General features: G+C 71.2%; 10 protein-coding genes, 1 tRNA gene and 1 pseudogene. 3 read left to right on the plus strand and 9 right to left on the minus strand.

The features are described 5' to 3' along the window. Window positions 1-89 precede the first annotated feature (89 nt). The 3 genes from ACN28I_RS27545 to ACN28I_RS27555 form a co-directional block, all read right to left on the minus strand. The gene (locus tag ACN28I_RS27545; RefSeq protein ID WP_420944910.1) at window positions 90-251 is read right to left on the minus strand and encodes a hypothetical protein; all 162 of its coding nucleotides are present in this window, start codon (window positions 249-251) and stop codon (window positions 90-92) included. A 286-nt stretch (window positions 252-537) separates the two neighbouring features. Then, complete coding sequence (locus ACN28I_RS27550) at window positions 538-2,715, minus strand: ELWxxDGT repeat protein (protein ID WP_420948724.1); 2,178 nt, start codon at window positions 2,713-2,715, stop codon at window positions 538-540. 25 nt (window positions 2,716-2,740) lie between these two features. Next, window positions 2,741-4,141, minus strand: coding sequence for an ELWxxDGT repeat protein (locus ACN28I_RS27555; protein ID WP_420944911.1), 1,401 nt, complete (start codon window positions 4,139-4,141; stop codon window positions 2,741-2,743). Window positions 4,142-4,392: 251 nt separating this feature from the next. Between ACN28I_RS27555 and ACN28I_RS27560 the strand changes: the two genes are divergently transcribed. Beyond that, the gene (locus ACN28I_RS27560) at window positions 4,393-6,591 is read left to right on the plus strand and encodes a (Fe-S)-binding protein (protein WP_420944912.1); all 2,199 of its coding nucleotides are present in this window, start codon (window positions 4,393-4,395) and stop codon (window positions 6,589-6,591) included. A gap of 82 nt (window positions 6,592-6,673) precedes the next feature. Here ACN28I_RS27560 and ACN28I_RS27565 read toward each other — a convergent pair whose 3' ends face one another. The 5 genes and pseudogenes from ACN28I_RS27565 to ACN28I_RS27585 all read right to left on the minus strand — a co-directional run. Next, window positions 6,674-7,636 carry a TolB family protein gene (locus ACN28I_RS27565; protein WP_420944913.1) on the minus strand — a complete coding sequence of 321 codons (963 nt, stop codon included), beginning with the start codon at window positions 7,634-7,636 and terminating at the stop codon, window positions 6,674-6,676. Between the two features lie 74 nt (window positions 7,637-7,710). After that, a complete protein-coding gene (locus tag ACN28I_RS27570; protein ID WP_420944914.1) occupies window positions 7,711-8,244 on the minus strand; it encodes a non-proteolytic archaemetzincin-like protein in 534 nt (177 codons plus the stop codon). Window positions 8,245-8,272: 28 nt separating this feature from the next. Further along, a tRNA-Gln gene (locus ACN28I_RS27575) sits at window positions 8,273-8,346 on the minus strand. Window positions 8,347-8,476: 130 nt separating this feature from the next. Next, window positions 8,477-9,532, minus strand: a complete 1,056-nt coding sequence (locus ACN28I_RS27580; RefSeq protein WP_420944915.1) for a sensor histidine kinase — start codon at window positions 9,530-9,532, stop codon at window positions 8,477-8,479. Between the two features lie 199 nt (window positions 9,533-9,731). After that, a pseudogene (locus ACN28I_RS27585) lies at window positions 9,732-10,619 on the minus strand (MASE1 domain-containing protein); the annotation flags it as partial. Between the two features lie 30 nt (window positions 10,620-10,649). On the opposite strand from ACN28I_RS27585, the gene truB reads away from it, so the two are divergent. Continuing rightward, window positions 10,650-11,549, plus strand: coding sequence for a tRNA pseudouridine(55) synthase TruB (truB, locus tag ACN28I_RS27590; protein WP_420944916.1), 900 nt, complete (start codon window positions 10,650-10,652; stop codon window positions 11,547-11,549). Between the two features lie 112 nt (window positions 11,550-11,661). On the opposite strand, the gene ACN28I_RS27595 is transcribed toward truB, so the two are convergent. Then, window positions 11,662-15,465 carry a serine/threonine-protein kinase PknK gene (locus ACN28I_RS27595; RefSeq protein ID WP_420948725.1) on the minus strand — a complete coding sequence of 1,268 codons (3,804 nt, stop codon included), beginning with the start codon at window positions 15,463-15,465 and terminating at the stop codon, window positions 11,662-11,664. 344 nt (window positions 15,466-15,809) lie between these two features. Between ACN28I_RS27595 and ACN28I_RS27600 the strand changes: the two genes are divergently transcribed. After that, a complete protein-coding gene (locus ACN28I_RS27600) occupies window positions 15,810-16,550 on the plus strand; it encodes an energy transducer TonB (protein ID WP_420944917.1) in 741 nt (246 codons plus the stop codon). Window positions 16,551-16,580: the final 30 nt, after the last annotated feature.

The raw sequence follows: 16,580 nt of genomic DNA on the forward strand, positions 1-16,580 counted from the left end.
TGCCAGGCACCGGCTCGACAGGGAGACGCGTCCCTCCGCGTCACACTCGCGCCCCCGCGTCTTGTCCCGTGGACGCGGGGGCCGTGGCACTACTCGGCGTCGTACCCGCCGTAGGCGTCGTCGGCTCCCCACAACCGTCCACCGGTCGTCACCCGCACCGGCAGGATGGTTCCCGACTCCTCGTCCTCGCCGCCCGGAACCACATACGCCAGCCCCTCGTCGTCCAGGTACGTCGTGTCGTCGTGCACCATGGCTTCTCCTGGGCGCTTTCCGTGCTGCTTCAGGTCGCCGGCCAACTGGCTCGACGCCCCCACGGGCGCCTCCCGCTCGGTCACCCTGGAGCCCACCCCATGTGTGCCCCGTCCAACGCGTTGACCGATTTACCGTTCAGGTTGGGCATTGTCGGCCGCCGTGTAAAGCCCTTGGGCCTCAAAGCAGCCGGCCACGTCTCGTAGTGCACGCCTGCTCGCTTTTACACAATGTGTTGTGGAAGCCCGCCCGAGGCACCCCTTTGGAAGCCTCGGGCGGGCGTCGGATTCAGCTCCGGCGCGTCCGGGCCCGGCCGAGGGACGGCCAGGCGAGCAGGAGCAACAGCCCCAGCAGCCCCGCGGGAGAGCCTCCCGCCGCAGCGCAGCCGGAGCCCTCCTCGTCCTCGTTGTCGTCCTCGGTGCCCACGGGCTTCACGGTGACGTGGAAGGAGCACGAGGCCGTGTTGCCCGCCGCGTCCGTCCCCGTGGCGGTGACGGGGGTGGTGCCCACCGGGAAGGTGCTGCCCGAAGCGTGGCTGTACGTCACCCGCGGCTCGGCCGTCACGGTGTCGCCCGCCGTGGCCGCCGGGTACTCCACCGCGCGGCCCGAGGCCTCACGCGTCTCCACCGTCACATCCGCCGGGCACGCCAGCGTGGGCGCCGTGGTGTCCGTCACCGTGACGCGGAAGGTGCACGTGCCGGTGTTCCCGTCCGCGTCCTTCGCCGTGGCCGTCACCACCGTCTCCCCCACCGGGAAGGTGCCACCCCGGGCGTGGCTGTACGTCACCCCGGCCTCACCCGCCGTGGCCTCCGCGAAGGAGACCGGGGCGCCCTCGGGGCTGGTGGCCTCCGTGGCCGCGTCCGCCGGGCACACCACCACGGGCACGCTGGAGGCGCGCACCCAGACGTCGAAGGTGCAGGAGGCCTCGTTGCCCGCCTCGTCCCTCGCCGTCACCGTCACCCCCGTCTTCCCGAGCGGGAACGTGCTGCCCGGCAGGTGGCTGTACGTCAGGGGAATGGACGCGGTGACATCATCGGAGACCCGGGCCCCCCACCAGAAGACGATGGCGCCCGCGCTCGAGGTGGGCTCGGCCGACATCCCCGCCGGACACACCACGACGGGCGGCGTGGTATCGGGCGCCACTGGGGGCAGCGACAGACGCCACAGCTCGGCGCCGTGCACCCCGTCGTCGGCGCTGAAGAACACGCTGTCCCCGCTGCGCATGAACGAACGCGGATCGCTGCCGGAGGGCCCCGGCGCGAGGTCCGCGACCAGGGAGGTTCCCGCCTCGGACCCATCCGAGGCCCACATCTCCACGCCGGTGGCGACCTGCCAGGAGCGCAGCAGCACCTGGCCCCGGTCCGCGAGCCCCAGCAGGGAAGACGGGGAGACCTCCCCATACTTCCAGGTCTGGTTCGCCTCCTTCACCCGGAACGTGCCCGCGGCCGTGCCATCCGAGCGCCACAGCGCCACGCCCACCGGGCTATCGCGGACCAGGAAGTAGAGCACCCTGCCCGCGGCCACCAGGTCCACGAGGGGAAAGCGGGGCAAGAGGCCCGGCCTGGAGAGCAGGGTCGCGTGCTCGGACGTCCCGTCATACGTCCACAACTGGGACGGGAAGTCGTCGACGAAGACGAGCAGCGTGCCGTTGACAACCCGCAGCCGCGCCGGCTCTCCCACGCCCACTCCGGGCGCGGGCGCGGGGAAGGAGATCTTCCGCGGCTGCCCGTCCGGCCCCAGCCGCCACAGCACCGTCTTCCTCCACGGGAAGCCACCCCCGAGGTCGATGAGCTCGCTGGCGGTGAAAACGAGCGTCCCGTTCAGGTCCTCCATCTCCATCGGGTTGGCGCCCTCCGCGCCCGGGACGAGGTCCGTCACCAGCACCGTGCCCGCCGCGGTCCCATCCGTCTTCCACAGCTCGGCGCCGTGCACGCCGTCATCCGCCGTGAAGTAGAGCGTCCCGCCCACGTTGAAGAAGCTCCGGGGAGAGGACGACGCCGGGCCCGGGCGGATGTCCGTCACCCGCACCGTGCCCTCGCGCGTGCCATCGCTCGCCCACAGCTCCATGCCCTCGGTGGGCGTGGCCGCTGAGAAGAAGAGGCGTCCGGCCCGCTCGGCCGAGATGGCCCCCAGGCCCGAGGGGAAGTCCTGGAGGGCGAAGGTGCCCTCCGGCGTCCCATCGCTCCGCCACAGCGTGTGGGCGGACCACTCCGTCGTGGACGCGGCGAAGTACCGCACGCCGCCCACGCGCCAGCTCGTGGTGCCGAGGGCCGACACTCCGGCCAGGAGCCGCCGGGTGCCCGCCTCCGTGCCATCGCTCGACCACAGCTCCTGGCGGCCGGAGGCGGGGAGCGCGAAGAGGAGGCGCCCGCCGCCCAGGTCCATCAGGTTCTGGGGACTGCCGCCATGCGCGCCCTGGTGGATGTCCCGCAGCAGGACGGTGCCCTCGGGGGTCCCGTCCGTCATCCACGGCTCGTCGCCTCTCACGTCATCACTCGCCACGAAGAGCAGGGAGCCGTCCGCGAAGCCGAGTGAGTCGTAGAGCGAGGCGCTCGTCCGCGTGAAGCTCCGCAGCCTCCGCGCCCCCGCCGGGGTGCCGTCGCTCGTCCACAGCTCGTAAGGGCTCATGCCGGGGTTGGTGAAGAAGTACACGCGCGAGCCGGCCACGGCGAACGGGCCCGACACGGAATCGGCCTCGCCCGGCCGGAGGTCCGTGAGGCGGACGGTGCCCTTGGCCGTCCCATCGCTCTTCCACAATTCCATTCCGGTGCCGGGCTCCCGGGCCTCGAACACGAGGACCCCGTTGGCGTCGCGCGGGGACTGGGGGTAGGCATGTCCCAGGGGATTGATGTCCTTCACCCGAACGGTGCCCGCGGGCGTGCCATCGCTCTTCCAGAGCCTCCTGTCCGGCCAGGTTGTCATTCGCCGAGAAGAAGAGCGTCCCGCCCGAGAACATCAGCCAGTGCAGGTCCATGAGCCTGGGGCCGCCCGGGACGGCGATGGGCTCCCCGGGGACATTGGAGAGGGGCACCGTCCCCTCGGACGTTCCATCGCTCTTCCACAGCTGCGTCCCGGAGAAGGCCACCCCGAGGGTGAAGTAGAACACGCTCCCCGCCACGGCGAACGACCGGAGCGAGCTGCTCGTGGACCCCGGAGCGAGGTCCTTCAGCATCACGGTGCCCGCGGCCGTCCCATCACTCACCCAGGGCTCGCTGCCGTGCACGCCGTCATCCGCGGTGAAGAAGAGCCGCTCCCCCATGCGCGACAACCCCCAGGGCGCCCGTCCCGGGGGGAAGGTCTTCACGACCGTGGTGCCTTCGCGCGTCCCGTCACTCGTCCACAGGTGCTTGCTCCGGCCGAAATCGCTGGACGCGACGAGGTAGAGCGTGCCCTTGAAGGCCACGGCGTCCGAGACGATCAGCGGGGAGGCCGGATCGGTGAAGACAGGCCGGGTGCCCTCGGCCGTTCCATCGCTGCGCCACAGCCGTTCGTCGGCGCCGATGCCATCCTCGACGAAGTAGAGCACGCCATGGGCGAGCGTGAAATCGGAGAGGGTGGAATCCTCGCGTCCCGGGGTGATGTCCGCCACCAGCACGGTGCCCGCGGGCGTCCCGTCGCTCTTCCACAGCTCCCTGCCGTGCATCGGGTCGCTCGCGGTGAAGAAGCGCGTCGTGCCCATCACCACGAAGTTCTTGGGGTAACTGTGCGTCCGGTCCGGCGGCGGGGTCGGCTGGAGGTCGCTCACCAGCCCGGGCGTCCCCACCAGGTGCGCGCTCCGCTGCACCGGCGCCACCGGAACCGGCCCCGGGGCCCCCTGGCCCGGGTCCGAACAACCACTCATCGCCGCCAGCACCACGGCCAGGCAGCCCAGGCTTCCTCGAAGTCTTCTCACGGAATGTCCCCCCTTCGGCCCACGGAAGGGCCGTCCTCGCTGGGAGGCTACCGGCCATGGGTCCGTCGGGACGGGCACCGTGAGGGATGCACGTTGGGCTGTCAACGTTGCCCCGCCTGCGGTACGTGCAGGCTTCGCACCGAGTAGAAACACTGCGCCGCCCGCCCCGGACTGGCGCTTGATTCGCGAATCAACCTTGTTAGGGTTGCAAGGTTACACGCGCGTACCTTCGCGAGGATTCCCGCACCGCCATGAGCCCCATCATTACAGGCCTCCTCCTCGTCATCGGCGTCTCCGTCTTCGTCATGACCATGGCCGGACGCATCGGCGTCCTGGCGGCGATGAAGCCCGAGAACCGGCTGGACAACCTCCCCCAGCGGGCCGCCGCGCTGCTGCGCTTCGGCCTGGGACAGAAGCGCATGGTGGACCCGGAGGAATTCACCCCGGGCCTCATGCACGTCTTCATCTTCGCGGCGTTCCTGGTGCTGGCGCTGCGCACCATCATGATGTTCGTGATGGGCTTCTCCGAGACGGCGCTGGTGCTGCTCACGGACCTGACGGACCCCTTCTGGGGCGCGCACCCGCTGCTGCTCGGCGTCTACCGCGTCTACCTGCTGGCCAAGGACCTGGTGGCGGCGGGCGCGCTGCTGGGCGCGGCCTACTTCGTCTACCTGCGCGCCGGCGTGAAGCCGGACCGCATGAGCCCCTCGTGGGAGGCCTACCTCATCCTCGGCTTCATCTCGGGGCTGATGGTGACGGAGTTCCTCTTCGGCGGCAGCCACATGGTGCCGCGCGAGCAGACGATGCCGCTGGCCACGAGCAACTTCGTGTGGTGGGAGCCGGTCACCAGCGTGTTCGGCATGGCGATGAAGCCGCTGGGCTACACGGTGGCGCACGTGCTGGGGGTGGCGGGCTTCTGGATCCACCTGGCCATCGTCCTGGCGTTCCTCAACTTCCTGCCCTGGGGCAAGCACTTCCACGTGATTACGGGCCTGCCCAACGTCTTCTTCCTGCGGCTGGGCCAGGGGCAGCGCAACACGCAGAGCGCGAAGCTGTCCACGCCCAACCTGGAGAAGGAGGAGTTCGGCACCGCGACGGTGAAGGACCTCACCTGGAAGCAGGGCCTGGACCTGTACTCGTGCACCGAGTGCGGCCGCTGCCAGACGCACTGCCCCACGTACATCACGGGCAAGCCGCTCACCCACAAGGGCGTGAACCAGGACCTGAAGCACTGGGTCTGGGAGCACCAGATGTGGGTGGAGGAGGGCCGGGGCCCGTCGGGCACGGTGGAGCCGCTGCCTGAAATCATCGGGAGCGCGCTGAAGGCGGAGACGGTGTGGGCGTGCACGAGCTGCGGCTGGTGCGAGACGGCGTGCCCGGTGTTCATCGAGAACGTGCCGCGGCTCATCGACATGCGCCGCTACCAGGTGCAGGTGAAGGCGGAGTTCCCGGCGGAAATCCAGCGCGTGTTCGAGGGGATTGAACGCCAGGGCAACCCCTGGGGACTGGGCCAGGACCGGCGCGACGAGTGGGCCGAGGACCTGGCGCTGCCCACGTGGGGTGACGGCGGCGGCCCGTACGAGTACCTCTTCTTCGTGGGCTGCGCGGGCAGCTACGACGACAAGCAGAAGAAGGTGAGCCGGGCGCTGGTGAAGATCATGCGCGAGGCGGGCGTGAGCTTCGCGACGCTGTCCAAGCAGGAGATGTGCAACGGCGACACGGCGCGCCGCCTGGGCAACGAGTACCTGTACCAGACGATGGCCAAGACGAACGTCGAGAGCTGGAACTCGATGGGCGTGAAGGCGGTCATCACCCAGTGCCCGCACTGCTTCAACACCATCAAGAACGAGTACCCGGAGTTCGGTGGCGAGTACCGGGTCATCAACCACACGCAGCTCATCAACGAGCTGCTGAAGGAGAAGCGCATCAAGCTCTCCGCGGTGATGAACCAGAAGCTGACGTACCACGACCCGTGCTACCTGGGCCGGCACAACGGGGTGTACGACGCGCCGCGCGAGGTGCTGAAGGCGATTCCGGGGCTCGAGGTGGTGGAGATGCAGCGCAGCCAGCGTGAGGGCTTCTGCTGCGGCGCGGGTGGCGGGCGGATGTGGATGGAGGAGCACATCGGCACGCGCATCAACCACAACCGGTTGAACGAGGCGGCGCTGACGCTCCAGCACGCCGAGGACCCGAGCACGCCGTTCCCCTCGGCCACGGACAAGCAGAAGCCGGGCCTGGTGGGCGAGTACAAGGAGCCGGGCGGCAAGGGGATTGTCGCGGTGGCGTGCCCGTTCTGCTCGACGATGCTGAGCGACGCGGTGAACGACACGGGCCGCGAGGAGCGCATCAAGGTGAAGGACATCACCGAGCTGGTGGCGGACGCGATGGAGGTGAAGACGGGAACGGGCACGGTGGCGCCGAGCGTTGCGGTGAACGCCAAGCCCGAGTAGCCGAGCACCCCAGGTTGAAACACGAAGGCCCGGAGACCCGAAGCAAGGGTCCCGGGCCTTCGTTCATCCAGGGGAATCGGCCCTAACCGCCGTAGGCGGGCTCCAGGGCGCCCGGGACCACGAGGGTGCCCGCGCCCGTGGAGGCGATGCTGATGCGGTAGACGTTGTCGTTGCCGCCCGAGTTGGACAGGAAGGTCAGCTCGGTGTTGCCGCGCCAGCTCGGCCAGGTGTCCTCCACGCCGAACTCGCCCGTGTGCGACGTCACCTGCGTCACGCTGCCGAGCGTCTGCCCGAGGGGCGCCACGAAGATCTGCGAGCCATTGCTGGTGCGGCCATCGAAGGCCACCTTCGTGCCGTCCGGGGACACCGCGGGGCGCGACATCACCACCTGCGCCGTGTTGCCCAGGTTGAAGGAAATGACGTCCGCGGAGCCGGTCGCCACGCCCACCTTCACCAGGGTGTTGAGCTGGCTGGTGGTGTAGCCGCCCGCGGCGAGCACGGACTGCCCATCCGGGTAGAAGGAGGCCGCGCCGTAGACGTAGGGGCTGCCGTTGGTGAGGAGCTGGAAGCTGCTGCCGTCCGCGTTCACCCGGGCCAGCTTCGCGTAGCCCCCCTGGTCCAGGGTGAAGACGATGGTGCTCCCGCTGGGGTTGAAGGTGGGGTAGCGGAAGTTGCCGCAGCCCTGGCAAGAGGTGCTCGTGTTGGCGAACACCGTGGAGGGCTGGCCCGTGCCCGTGGTGGGCACCGTGCGCAGCTCCATCACGGAGCCCGCCCGGTACACGAAGGCCACCAGCCGGCCGTTGCGCGACACCGTGGGGTGGTACGCGCCGCCCTGGGTGGTGAGCTGCAGCGGGGAGTTGGGATCCCCCGCGTCGTCCACCGCATACACGTTGCGGCCGGCCGTGCCGTTGCGCACGAAGACGAAGCCGCGGGTGAAGGTGCCTCCCGCGCCGCCACCGCCGCCGCCGTCCAGGTCGATGCCCTCGAAGTCACATCCCGCCAGCCCGACCACCGCCGCCAACCCGACAATCCGCAACAGCTTCATACGCTCGTGCTCCTGTTCCTTCCGGCCCCGCGCATGGAGACGTCCATGCGGGCGCGGCATTCAAACACGAGCGGCTAGCGGTTGAGCTTGTTCAGCTCGTTGCGGCAGTTGTTGCACAGCGACAGCTGCTTGCGGTCGCAGTCCTGCGGCGTCTGGGCGAAGAACATCACGCACCGGGCGTCCTCGCAGTAGGAGAGCCCCAGCAGGTGCCCCGCCTGGTGCACGGCCTCCACCTGGAGCCGGCGCCGCGCCTGCTCGCCGTCGGCGCCCTGGCGCAGCCGGGCCAGGCTCAGCACGGCGCTCTTGGACTCCCGGTCCGCCTCGCCCAGCACGTACGGCGAGTCCGGCACGAAGAGGTCCACGTCCGTGACGCCCATCACCATGGACTGCCCGGGCTCCATCAGCCCCACCAGGCGGCGCATGATGGCGTTGCAGTGGTACTGGCCCCGGTCCTTGTTGAAGGCGTAGGCGGGCGCCGGCAGCGACAACTTGCTCACCACCGAGGCGAGGCCGAGCTGCAGCGAAATAGGGCCCTCCACCTCCCGGAGGAGCACCGGTGTCGGGCTACCCAGGGGGACCAGCAGAAGCACCTTCTGCGGCTGCGGCATCGGTCCACCGTCCTCGAGAGAAGAAGGGTGGCTGGGGCGCAAGGATTCGAACCTTGATGATCAGATTCAAAGTCTGACGTCCTGCCTTTAGACGACGCCCCAGCAAGATCGCACGGTTACAGCACCTCTCGGGATTGTATGCCATCCCGTTGGAGTCGGAAACATTTCCGTACATCGGTCGGCTGGAGGACAACCGGGGGGAGGGGCGTCCGGACCGGGCATTCCCTGGGTTTCACGTGGGGTGCGAGTCGGCGGGCGGCCGGGGCCAGGGGCCGGGGAGGGGCATGTAGGCGCCGGGGGAGGAGGCGGGCAGCTCCAGGACGAAGGTGGCGCCCTCGCCCGGCTGGCTGGTGACGTGGACGGAGCCCCCGTGGGCCTCGACGATCTGCCGGGTGAGGAAGAGGCCGAGCCCCAGGCCGCCATACTCCTGGGAGGGCACCGCCCGCTCGAAGCGGCCGAAGATGCGCTCCAGCGCCTCCGGGGAGACGCCGATGCCCTGATCCTCCACGAGGAGCCGGGCCGTGCCGCCCCACTGCTCCACCCGGAGCCCGATGGGCCGACCGGCGCCGAACTTCACGGCGTTGCCCAGCAGGTGGATGAGGGCCTCCTCCAGCCGGGCCCGGTCCCACACCCCGGTGACGTGCGGCTGGAGGGACAGGGACACCTCGCAGCCGGCGCGCCCCAGCTCCTCGGAGAAGTGCTCCACCACGTCGTGCACCAGCTCGTCCAGCGCCACCGGCTCGCGCTCCAGCGGCAGCCGGCCGGTGTTGAGGCGCCCCACGTCCAGGAGGCCCTCCACCAACCGGCCCAGGCGCGCCACCTGCCGGGACACCGCCTGGAAGCGCGTGAGGAGCGGCTCGCAGGGGGCGCCCTGCCGCAGCGGGCGCTGCAGCGTCTGGAGCTGCAGCTTGAGCGCGGTGAGCGGGGTGCGCAGCTCGTGGGCCGCGACGGTGATGAACTCGTCGCGGACGTGGATGGCGGACTGGAACTGCCCGAGCAGGTGCGCGTTCTCCAGCGCGAGCGCGCAGTGGTGGGCCAGGTCCTCCGCGAAGGCCAGCACCCGCGAGCGGGCCGGGTGGGTGTGTCCGGCCTGCACCAGCGCCAGGCCTCCCAACAGGCGGCCGTGGTGCTGGATGCGCGCCAGGACCGACGCGCCTTCCGGGCCGAGCTGGCGCCGGGAGGGCCCGGACAACAGCCGGACCTCCTCGCGCAGCCGCTCCTCGGCCTCCCGCGGCAGCCCCAGCCGCGCCGCCGGGACGAGCCGCCCCTCCTCGTCCGCCAGCCACACGGCGAAACCGGAGAAGAGCCTCCGGGACGAGGAGCCAGGCCAGGCGAGGCAGGGTCTCCTGGGGGTTGAGCGAGCCGGCGAGCACCGCGCCGGACTCCGCCAGCAGCCGCTGCTCGCGCTCCACCCGCCGGCGGTCACACGCCATGGCGGCGAGGACGAGCGTGGACAGGGCCGCCACCGCGAGGAAGATCTGCACGGAGATGACCCGCTCCGGGAGCGTGGCCTCCATCACCCCGAAGGGCCCGCGATGGGCGGCGGTGTGCCAGACGGCGATGCTCCCCAGCACCATGGCGGCGGTGGCCGCGCCCCGAGGCCCCAGCCGCAGCGCCGACCAGAGGACGAAGGGCAGGCACAGGTAGGGCATCGACATGAGGATGCCCCGGGGATTGGACACGCCGAAGGCGGCATGGGCCACGAGCGCCAGCAGCAGCATCGTCCCCACCAGTTCCACGTCCTCCAGGGAGCGCCGGGGCAGGGGCCACCGGGCGGCCCAGGTGAGCAGCAGGGGAGCGAACAGCAGCGCCCCCAACCCATCGGAGAGGTACCAGCCCAGCCCGCCCCGCCAGAAGGCCTCGGGGCTCAGGGGCGCGGAGCCGAAGAGCGCCACCGCCCCGATGCCCAGCAGGGCACTGGGGATGGGGCTGAGCAGGCCTCCGGCGAGGAGCAACGCGCCCACGTCCCGGGGCCGGGAGAACGTCACCGGCCCGTCCAGCCAGCGCCGCATCAGCCCCGCCCCGACGACTGTCCTCAGGCAGTTGCCCAGCCCCCAGAAGAGGCCCATGTGCCAGGAGCTACCATTGAGGAGCACCCCGATGAATTCCGCGGCGAAGACGGCGGCCAGGTACACGGGCCAGCGGCGCGGGGCCGCGCGCAGGAAGACGGCGAGCGTCAGCCCGCCAGGCAACCACACCGAGGCGCTCGCCAGGGGCTCGAAGACGAAGAAGGCGCTGAGCGCCTTCAGCCCGCAGAAGGCGCCGAAGAGCAGCAGGGCGCGCCACCACACCTCTCCCCGTGGCACGTCCACCCTGTCCCGCCCCATGTCCACCATCGTGTTGTTCCCGGAAATAAAGGTATGCATGCGCGACATCGCCGACGAACTTCCGAGGAATTCCAACGCATGAAGCCCGGCATCTATCTGGCCCACAAGCAGGTGGGCACCACCAGCTTCTCCCTGGTGCAGGCATTCATGGACGAGGTGGAAGCCGCGGGCCTCACCCGCAGGCAACTTCCCGTCTGCCACGGCGGCACGCTGGACCCCTTCGCCGAGGGCCTGTTGCTGCTGCTCGCGGGCCCGGCCACGCACCTGATGGACCTTCTGCACGCCGTGCCGAAGACGTACGAGGCCGAGGTCATCTGGGGCGTGGAGACAGACAACGGAGACCTGCTCGGTCAGATCGTCCGTGAAGGAGATACCTCTGTCCTCTCGTACAATATTCTGGACGCCGCACTCGTCCCCTTCCTTGGTTGGACGGAGCAGGTACCTCCCGCGACCAGTGCCAAGAAGGTAGGCGGCGAGCCCGCGTACAAGAAGGCCCACCGCGGCGAGGCCGTGGACCTTCCCCCCTCGCGCGTCTACCTCCACGAGGCCCGCTGGCTCTCCCATGAGCTGCCCCGCCGCAGCCGCCTGCGCATCACCTGCCGCGGCGGCTACTACGTGCGAGCGCTCGCGCGGGACCTCGGCCGGGCGCTCGGTTGTGGCGCCCACCTCTCGCGGTTGCACCGCACCGCCATCGGCCCCTGGGCGGACCCGGGCCCGGGAGGGCGTGTCTGGCTGCATGGTTCCGAGGTGCTGCCGTGGTGCCCCTCCCGGGCCATCGCGGGCGACGAGGTGAACGACCTCAAGCACGGGCGCTCCATCCCCGTCGGAGAGGTGCGGCCCCCGGACTGGCGCCTGCCCGAGGGCTTCCCGGACCCCGAGGCGCCCGTGCGCGCCATGCAGCGCGGCCGGCTGGTGGCACTGCTGCGCGAGCAGGACGGAGGCCTGCGCACCACCACCCATCTGTGGACCGGGCTGTGAGGATGTTCCCTCTCCCTCCGGGAGAGGGTCAGGGTGAGGGTACCCGGGCCCGTTCTTCCACCCGTGGCCCCCAGTGGGGACAGGGGGTTCAACCCGGGTGCACCCGATACCCTCACCCCGTCCCTCTCCCGAGGGGAGAGGGGATGTTCAGCGCCTCGGCCTCGCGCAGCAGCCCGGCACAGCGCAGCCGGGTGAAGCCCTCCACCGCCTGCCGCACGGCCTCCTCGCGCTCGGGGCTCCCCGGCGCCGAGGCGCGCGCCAGCTCGAGCCAGGCCATCGCCTCGTCGTAGGGCATGCCCAGCTCCCGCGCCACCCGCACGCCGCGCTTCCACGCCGAGCGCGCCCGCCACGTGCGGCCCGCCAGCCAGTGCATCCGCCCCGTGCAGAGCAGCGCCACCGGCCCGGCCATGGGAAAGCGCACCGCGAAGGACGACAGCCGCGCGCACGCCCGCCGGGCCTCCTCCGCCACCGGCGGCGGCCTCCGCCCGGGCACCCGCTCCCGCTCCCACAGCGCCAGGTACACCTTCGCCGCGCCCTCGTAGCCGTGGCTCTCCGTGTACAGCATCGGCGGGTAGCGCCTCACCAGCTCCACCACCTTGTCGGCCTCGTCGCGCGCCCGCTCCCACTCCTCGCGCTCCAGGTACGCCATGCCCAGCAGCCCGGCGCAGATGATGTTGGAGAGCGGATCATGCCGCCCCTTCAGCATCCCACTCGCCTCGCGCAGCAGCGGCATCGCCTCGTCCAACCGGCCGAGCACCAGCAGGCTGAGCGCCATGGAGTGCGTACTCCACTCCTCGTGCTGAAGGTGGCCCCGCTTCCGGGCGGACTCGCGGATGTGGGCGAAGCGAACCAGCGCCTCCTCGAAGCGGCCCGTGTATTGCTCCGCGTTCCCCAGCAGCACCTCGGACAGCTCGAGCTCGCCCTTGTCCCCCAGCCGCAGCAACACCCGCTTCGCCTCGCTCGCCTTGGCCGAGGCCAGCGCCCAGCGCGCGAAACAGGAGTGGTACATGGACTCGACGATGAGCCCGAAGGCCGTGGCGCTCGGGTCTTCCACCGGCTGGCCCTCGCCCTGGGCGCGGCGGAAGTAGGCGCGCGCCAGCGCGTGCAGCCGTCCCATGCCGGCGATGGAGCCGAGCTGCCCGTACAGCCGCGGCAGCTCCGCGTCCCGGCCCGCGCGCTCGGCCAGGTTCACCGAGAGCAACGCGGTGGCCACCATGCGCAGCGGCTCATAGCGCCAGTAGTAGCACTCGGCCAGCCGCGTCGCCGCGAGCGCCGAGGCCCCCAGCAACACGCGCGTCTGCCGGTCCTCCTCGAGCACCCATTTCCGGGGCAGCACCAGGTGCATCAACTGCCGCACCACCTGCGCCAGGATGAAGCGGCCCAGCCCTCCTGGCGTCTCCGGCAGCGCCCGGCCCAGCTCCGCGAGCGCCCGCTGGCCGTGCGAGATGCAGGCCTCGAAATCCGACAGGCCGTGCATGGCCTCGGCCAGCAGCCGCTCCCAACGCGCGCGCCGGCTCCCATCCAGCCGCACGCCCGTGTCGAGCCCGCGCCGCACCTCCAGCTCCAGCGCCCGGCGCAGGTAGCCCGAGGCCTCCAGGTTCGCGCCCGCCTGCAGCGCGTGCGTCCCCGCCTTCTCCAGGTACTCGAACGTCCACACGTCGTCCTGGGCGAGCTCGAAGTGGTGCGCCAGCACGGGGTAGAGCGCCGGGGGCATGCCCTCCTCCGCGTGGTGCTCTTCCAGGGCCATGGCCGCCGCGCGATGCAGGGGACCGCGCCGCTCGGGGAGGATGCCCTCGTAGGCGATCTCCCGCAGCTTGTCGTGGACGAAGCGCAGCCGCCCTCCCCCCGCGTCCTCCAGCACGTGCCGCGCGCGCAGCTCCTCCAGGGCCTCCAGCTCCTGCAGGTCCCCCAGCCCCGCGGCCACCGCCAGCACGTCCGCGTTCAGCTCGCGGCCCAGCACCGACGCCACCTCCAACAGGCCTCGCGCCTCCGAGCCCAGGCCCTCCAGGCGCCGGCCCACCAGATCGTGCAGCACCCCGGGCAGCGGCAGCTCCTCGTGGAGGCGATCCAGGGTGTCGCCGCCCACGGCCACCTGCCACCGGCCGAAGACGTCCCGGAAGAGCAGCCGCTCGTCGATGGCCGTGCGCAGGTACTCGGCCACGAAGAAGGGGTTGCCCGCCGAGCGCGTGGCGAGGAAGCGCACGAAGGACTCCGGCGGCGAGGGCAGCGCCAGCATGTCCTCCACCATCCGCGCCACCATCGACTCGTCCAACTGCCCCAGCGCCCGGTGCGACACCCCCGGCGCGGCCAGCAGCAGCCGCAGCGCCGCGTCCAGCTCCTCGCTGCGGTAGGTGCCCACCGCCAGCACGTGCGACTCGCCGAGGAACCCGGACTGCAGGAAGTCCAGCACGCCCAGCGACAGCTCGTCGGCCCATTGTAGGTCGTCGATGACGAGCAGCACGGGCTCCTTCTCGCAGAAGGCGGCGAGCGTCTCGGCCAGGCAGCGCATGACGCGCTCACGGGCGCCCTGCGGAGGAAGCCGGGGCGGCTCGGGCCTGGACTCCTGTCCGGGCAGGTCCGCCAGCGCGGGCTCGTAGCGGGCCAGCACCCGTCCGCGCTCGCCCAGCAGCCGCTCCGTCTCCTCCAGCCCCTGCTGCCGGCACTCGTCGGCGATGGCCTGCAGCAGCGGCTTGAAGGCATGCAGCGGCTCACCGTGCTGCTCGCCCGTGCCTCCCCCCGAGAGCGGCAGACAGCCGCCCGTGACGACGCGGAAGGCCGTCCGGCTGGCGGCCACCGCGCACTCCATCACCACGCGCGTCTTGCCCGCGCCACTCTCGCCACCGATGAGCAGGCACCCGCCATTGCCCTCGCGGGCCATCGCCAGCCGCTGCTCCAGCTCCAGGAGGAGCCGCTGCCGTCCCACGAACTCCGGCCGGTAGAGGTACGGCCGCGGGGAACCCCGAGGTGGCCGGGACAGCTCCTCCGCGCCAAGTCCGGCGAGCGCCGCGCCCACGTCCGCCGCGTAGCCGATGCGCTCGCGGGGCACCTTCGCCAGCATGCGCTGGGACAGGGCGTCCAGCTCCGGCGGCACATCGCGCACCCACGCGGAGAGCGGATGGGGCTGCTCCTGCAGGTGCCGCCGCAGCACGTCCCAACCCGAGCCGGGAAAGGGCGGCTGCCCCACCACCAGCTCATACAGGATGCAGCCCAACGCATAGAGGTCCGCCCGCGCATCCACCAGCCCGCCCTTGATCTGCTCGGGGGCCATGTAGATGTAGGAGCCCTCCAGGCTGCCGGAGACGTCGAGCGACTCGCGGCCCAGCGGCCCTCCGAAGGCGGACGCCAGCCCGAAGTCCACCAGCACCGGCGTGCCGTCCGGGCGGATGACGATGTTCTCCGGCTTGAGATCCCTGTGGACGATGCCCTCGCCATGCAGGAAGGCCAGCGCGGAGCACAGGCGGCGCACCAGGGTGAGCACCTCGTCCAGCCGCGTCAGCGCGGCGTCGCGCCGCTGCTCCAATGGAGGCGGTCCGAAGGAACGGAACGAGATGCCCGAGGCGGCCGGGGCGCCCGCGGACTCGGGCGAGGAGACGGCCTGGGTGACGACATCCGTCGTGAAGCGCGGATCACGCTTCCACAGCGCATCGAGGTAGCGCCGGAGGGTGAGCCCCTCGATGAGCTCCATGGCGTACCAGGGCAGGCCGTCCTGGACGCCCTCGGCGAGCACGCGCACCACGCCCGGGTGGTGGATGCGCCGCAGCGCGTGGATCTCCCGGCGGATGCCGCGCAGCATGGGCGCCTCGGGCACCCGCACCGTCTTGAGGGCGACCAGCTCCCCCGTCTCGTCGAGCCGCGCGCGGTACACGACCCCCATCCCCCCCGAGCTCAACTTCCCCAGGAGGCGGTAGGGACCGATCCTTCCCCGCTCCGTTTCCGGGAAGCTCCGCGGCCGACATGGTCGTCACGAGATTCGCACGGTTCGACGGACCCCACCAATCCAGCGCCCTGCCGGAAACACCGTCCGCCCCCCCGCTCGCCCGCCCGAGGCGTGGTCCAGAATGGAGCAACGCTCGAAGCCGGCCGCTCCCTCCCTCGGTGACATCTCCGTGACGAGGAGGCCCACGTGACGAAGCGTGCGCGGATTGTCACGCCGTGACGCCGCCGTGAGGTGCCCGCGAGCCAGACGTGACGCAGGGCGTGACGAAGTGTTGCGGGGGCTGCACATGGCTGAAACGTGACGTCGCTATACGGCTGGACGTCATGTTCGAGACCTACGACAGCGCCACCGACGTGCAGTCCGCCCGGCGGTTCGCGCTCTCAGGCGTCGCCTCCCTCGGGGTGTGCGCCTTGATCGGACTCACCGCGGTGGCCGTGGGCAACCAGGTGAGGGAAGTCATCAAGGAGAAGAAGGTGGACGTGGTGTTCCGTCCGCCGCCTCCTCCGGTGGTGGTGGAGGCGAAGCCGCCCCCGCCGCCGCCTCCCCCGCCGCCCAAGCCCAAGGCCGCGAAGCCGCCTCCGCCGCCCACCGTCGCCGCGCCCGCGGCCATGGTGGCGCCCAAGGAGATTCCGGTGGAGAAGCCGCCCGAGGCCGACGCGGAGAACGCCGTGGCCGCGGCTCCCGTCGCCGTGGGCGGCACGGGCCAGCTCGTGGCGGGCGCCATCGTCACGGGCATGGACAGCCCCGGTGTGGCCGGTGGCTCCCTGCGCCCCAGGCCCATCAACCTCCCCGAGTCCGCCACGCCTCCCAAGGAGCTCAGCTCCAACCTGCTGCCCGACTTCCCCTCGGACATGAGGGCCAGGGGCCAGGAGGGCATGGTCATCCTCAAGATCGTCGTCGAGGCGGACGGCAGCGTCAGCAACGTCAAGGTGATGCGCGGAGAGGAGCCCTTCGTGGGCGCCGCCCTCGCCGCGGTGCGCACGTGGCGTTACGAGCCCGCGCTCGTCGACGGCCAGCCCACCGCCGTCTTCCGCATCGTGAAGGTCCCCTTCCGTCTCAAGTAGCGAGCCATTCCCGTCTCACCCGCCGGAGCC

Origin of the sequence: Archangium gephyra (assembly GCF_049060025.1) — a bacterium.
GTDB classification, from domain to species: Bacteria; Myxococcota; Myxococcia; order Myxococcales; family Myxococcaceae; genus Archangium; species Archangium gephyra_A.

What these genes read in the sequence shown, in the direction of transcription:
- ACN28I_RS27545 (WP_420944910.1), bottom strand. Translation starts at nt 251, where the DNA reads ATGGTGCACGACGACACGACGTACCTGGACGACGAGGGGCTGGCGTAT.
- ACN28I_RS27550 (WP_420948724.1), bottom strand. Translation starts at nt 2,715, where the DNA reads ATGACGGACGGGACCCCCGAGGGCACCGTCCTGCTGCGGGACATCCAC.
- ACN28I_RS27560 (WP_420944912.1), top strand. Translation starts at nt 4,393, where the DNA reads ATGAGCCCCATCATTACAGGCCTCCTCCTCGTCATCGGCGTCTCCGTC.
- ACN28I_RS27565 (WP_420944913.1), bottom strand. Translation starts at nt 7,636, where the DNA reads ATGAAGCTGTTGCGGATTGTCGGGTTGGCGGCGGTGGTCGGGCTGGCG.
- ACN28I_RS27570 (WP_420944914.1), bottom strand. Translation starts at nt 8,244, where the DNA reads ATGCCGCAGCCGCAGAAGGTGCTTCTGCTGGTCCCCCTGGGTAGCCCG.
- truB (WP_420944916.1), top strand. Translation starts at nt 10,650, where the DNA reads ATGAAGCCCGGCATCTATCTGGCCCACAAGCAGGTGGGCACCACCAGC.
- ACN28I_RS27600 (WP_420944917.1), top strand. Translation starts at nt 15,810, where the DNA reads ATGTTCGAGACCTACGACAGCGCCACCGACGTGCAGTCCGCCCGGCGG.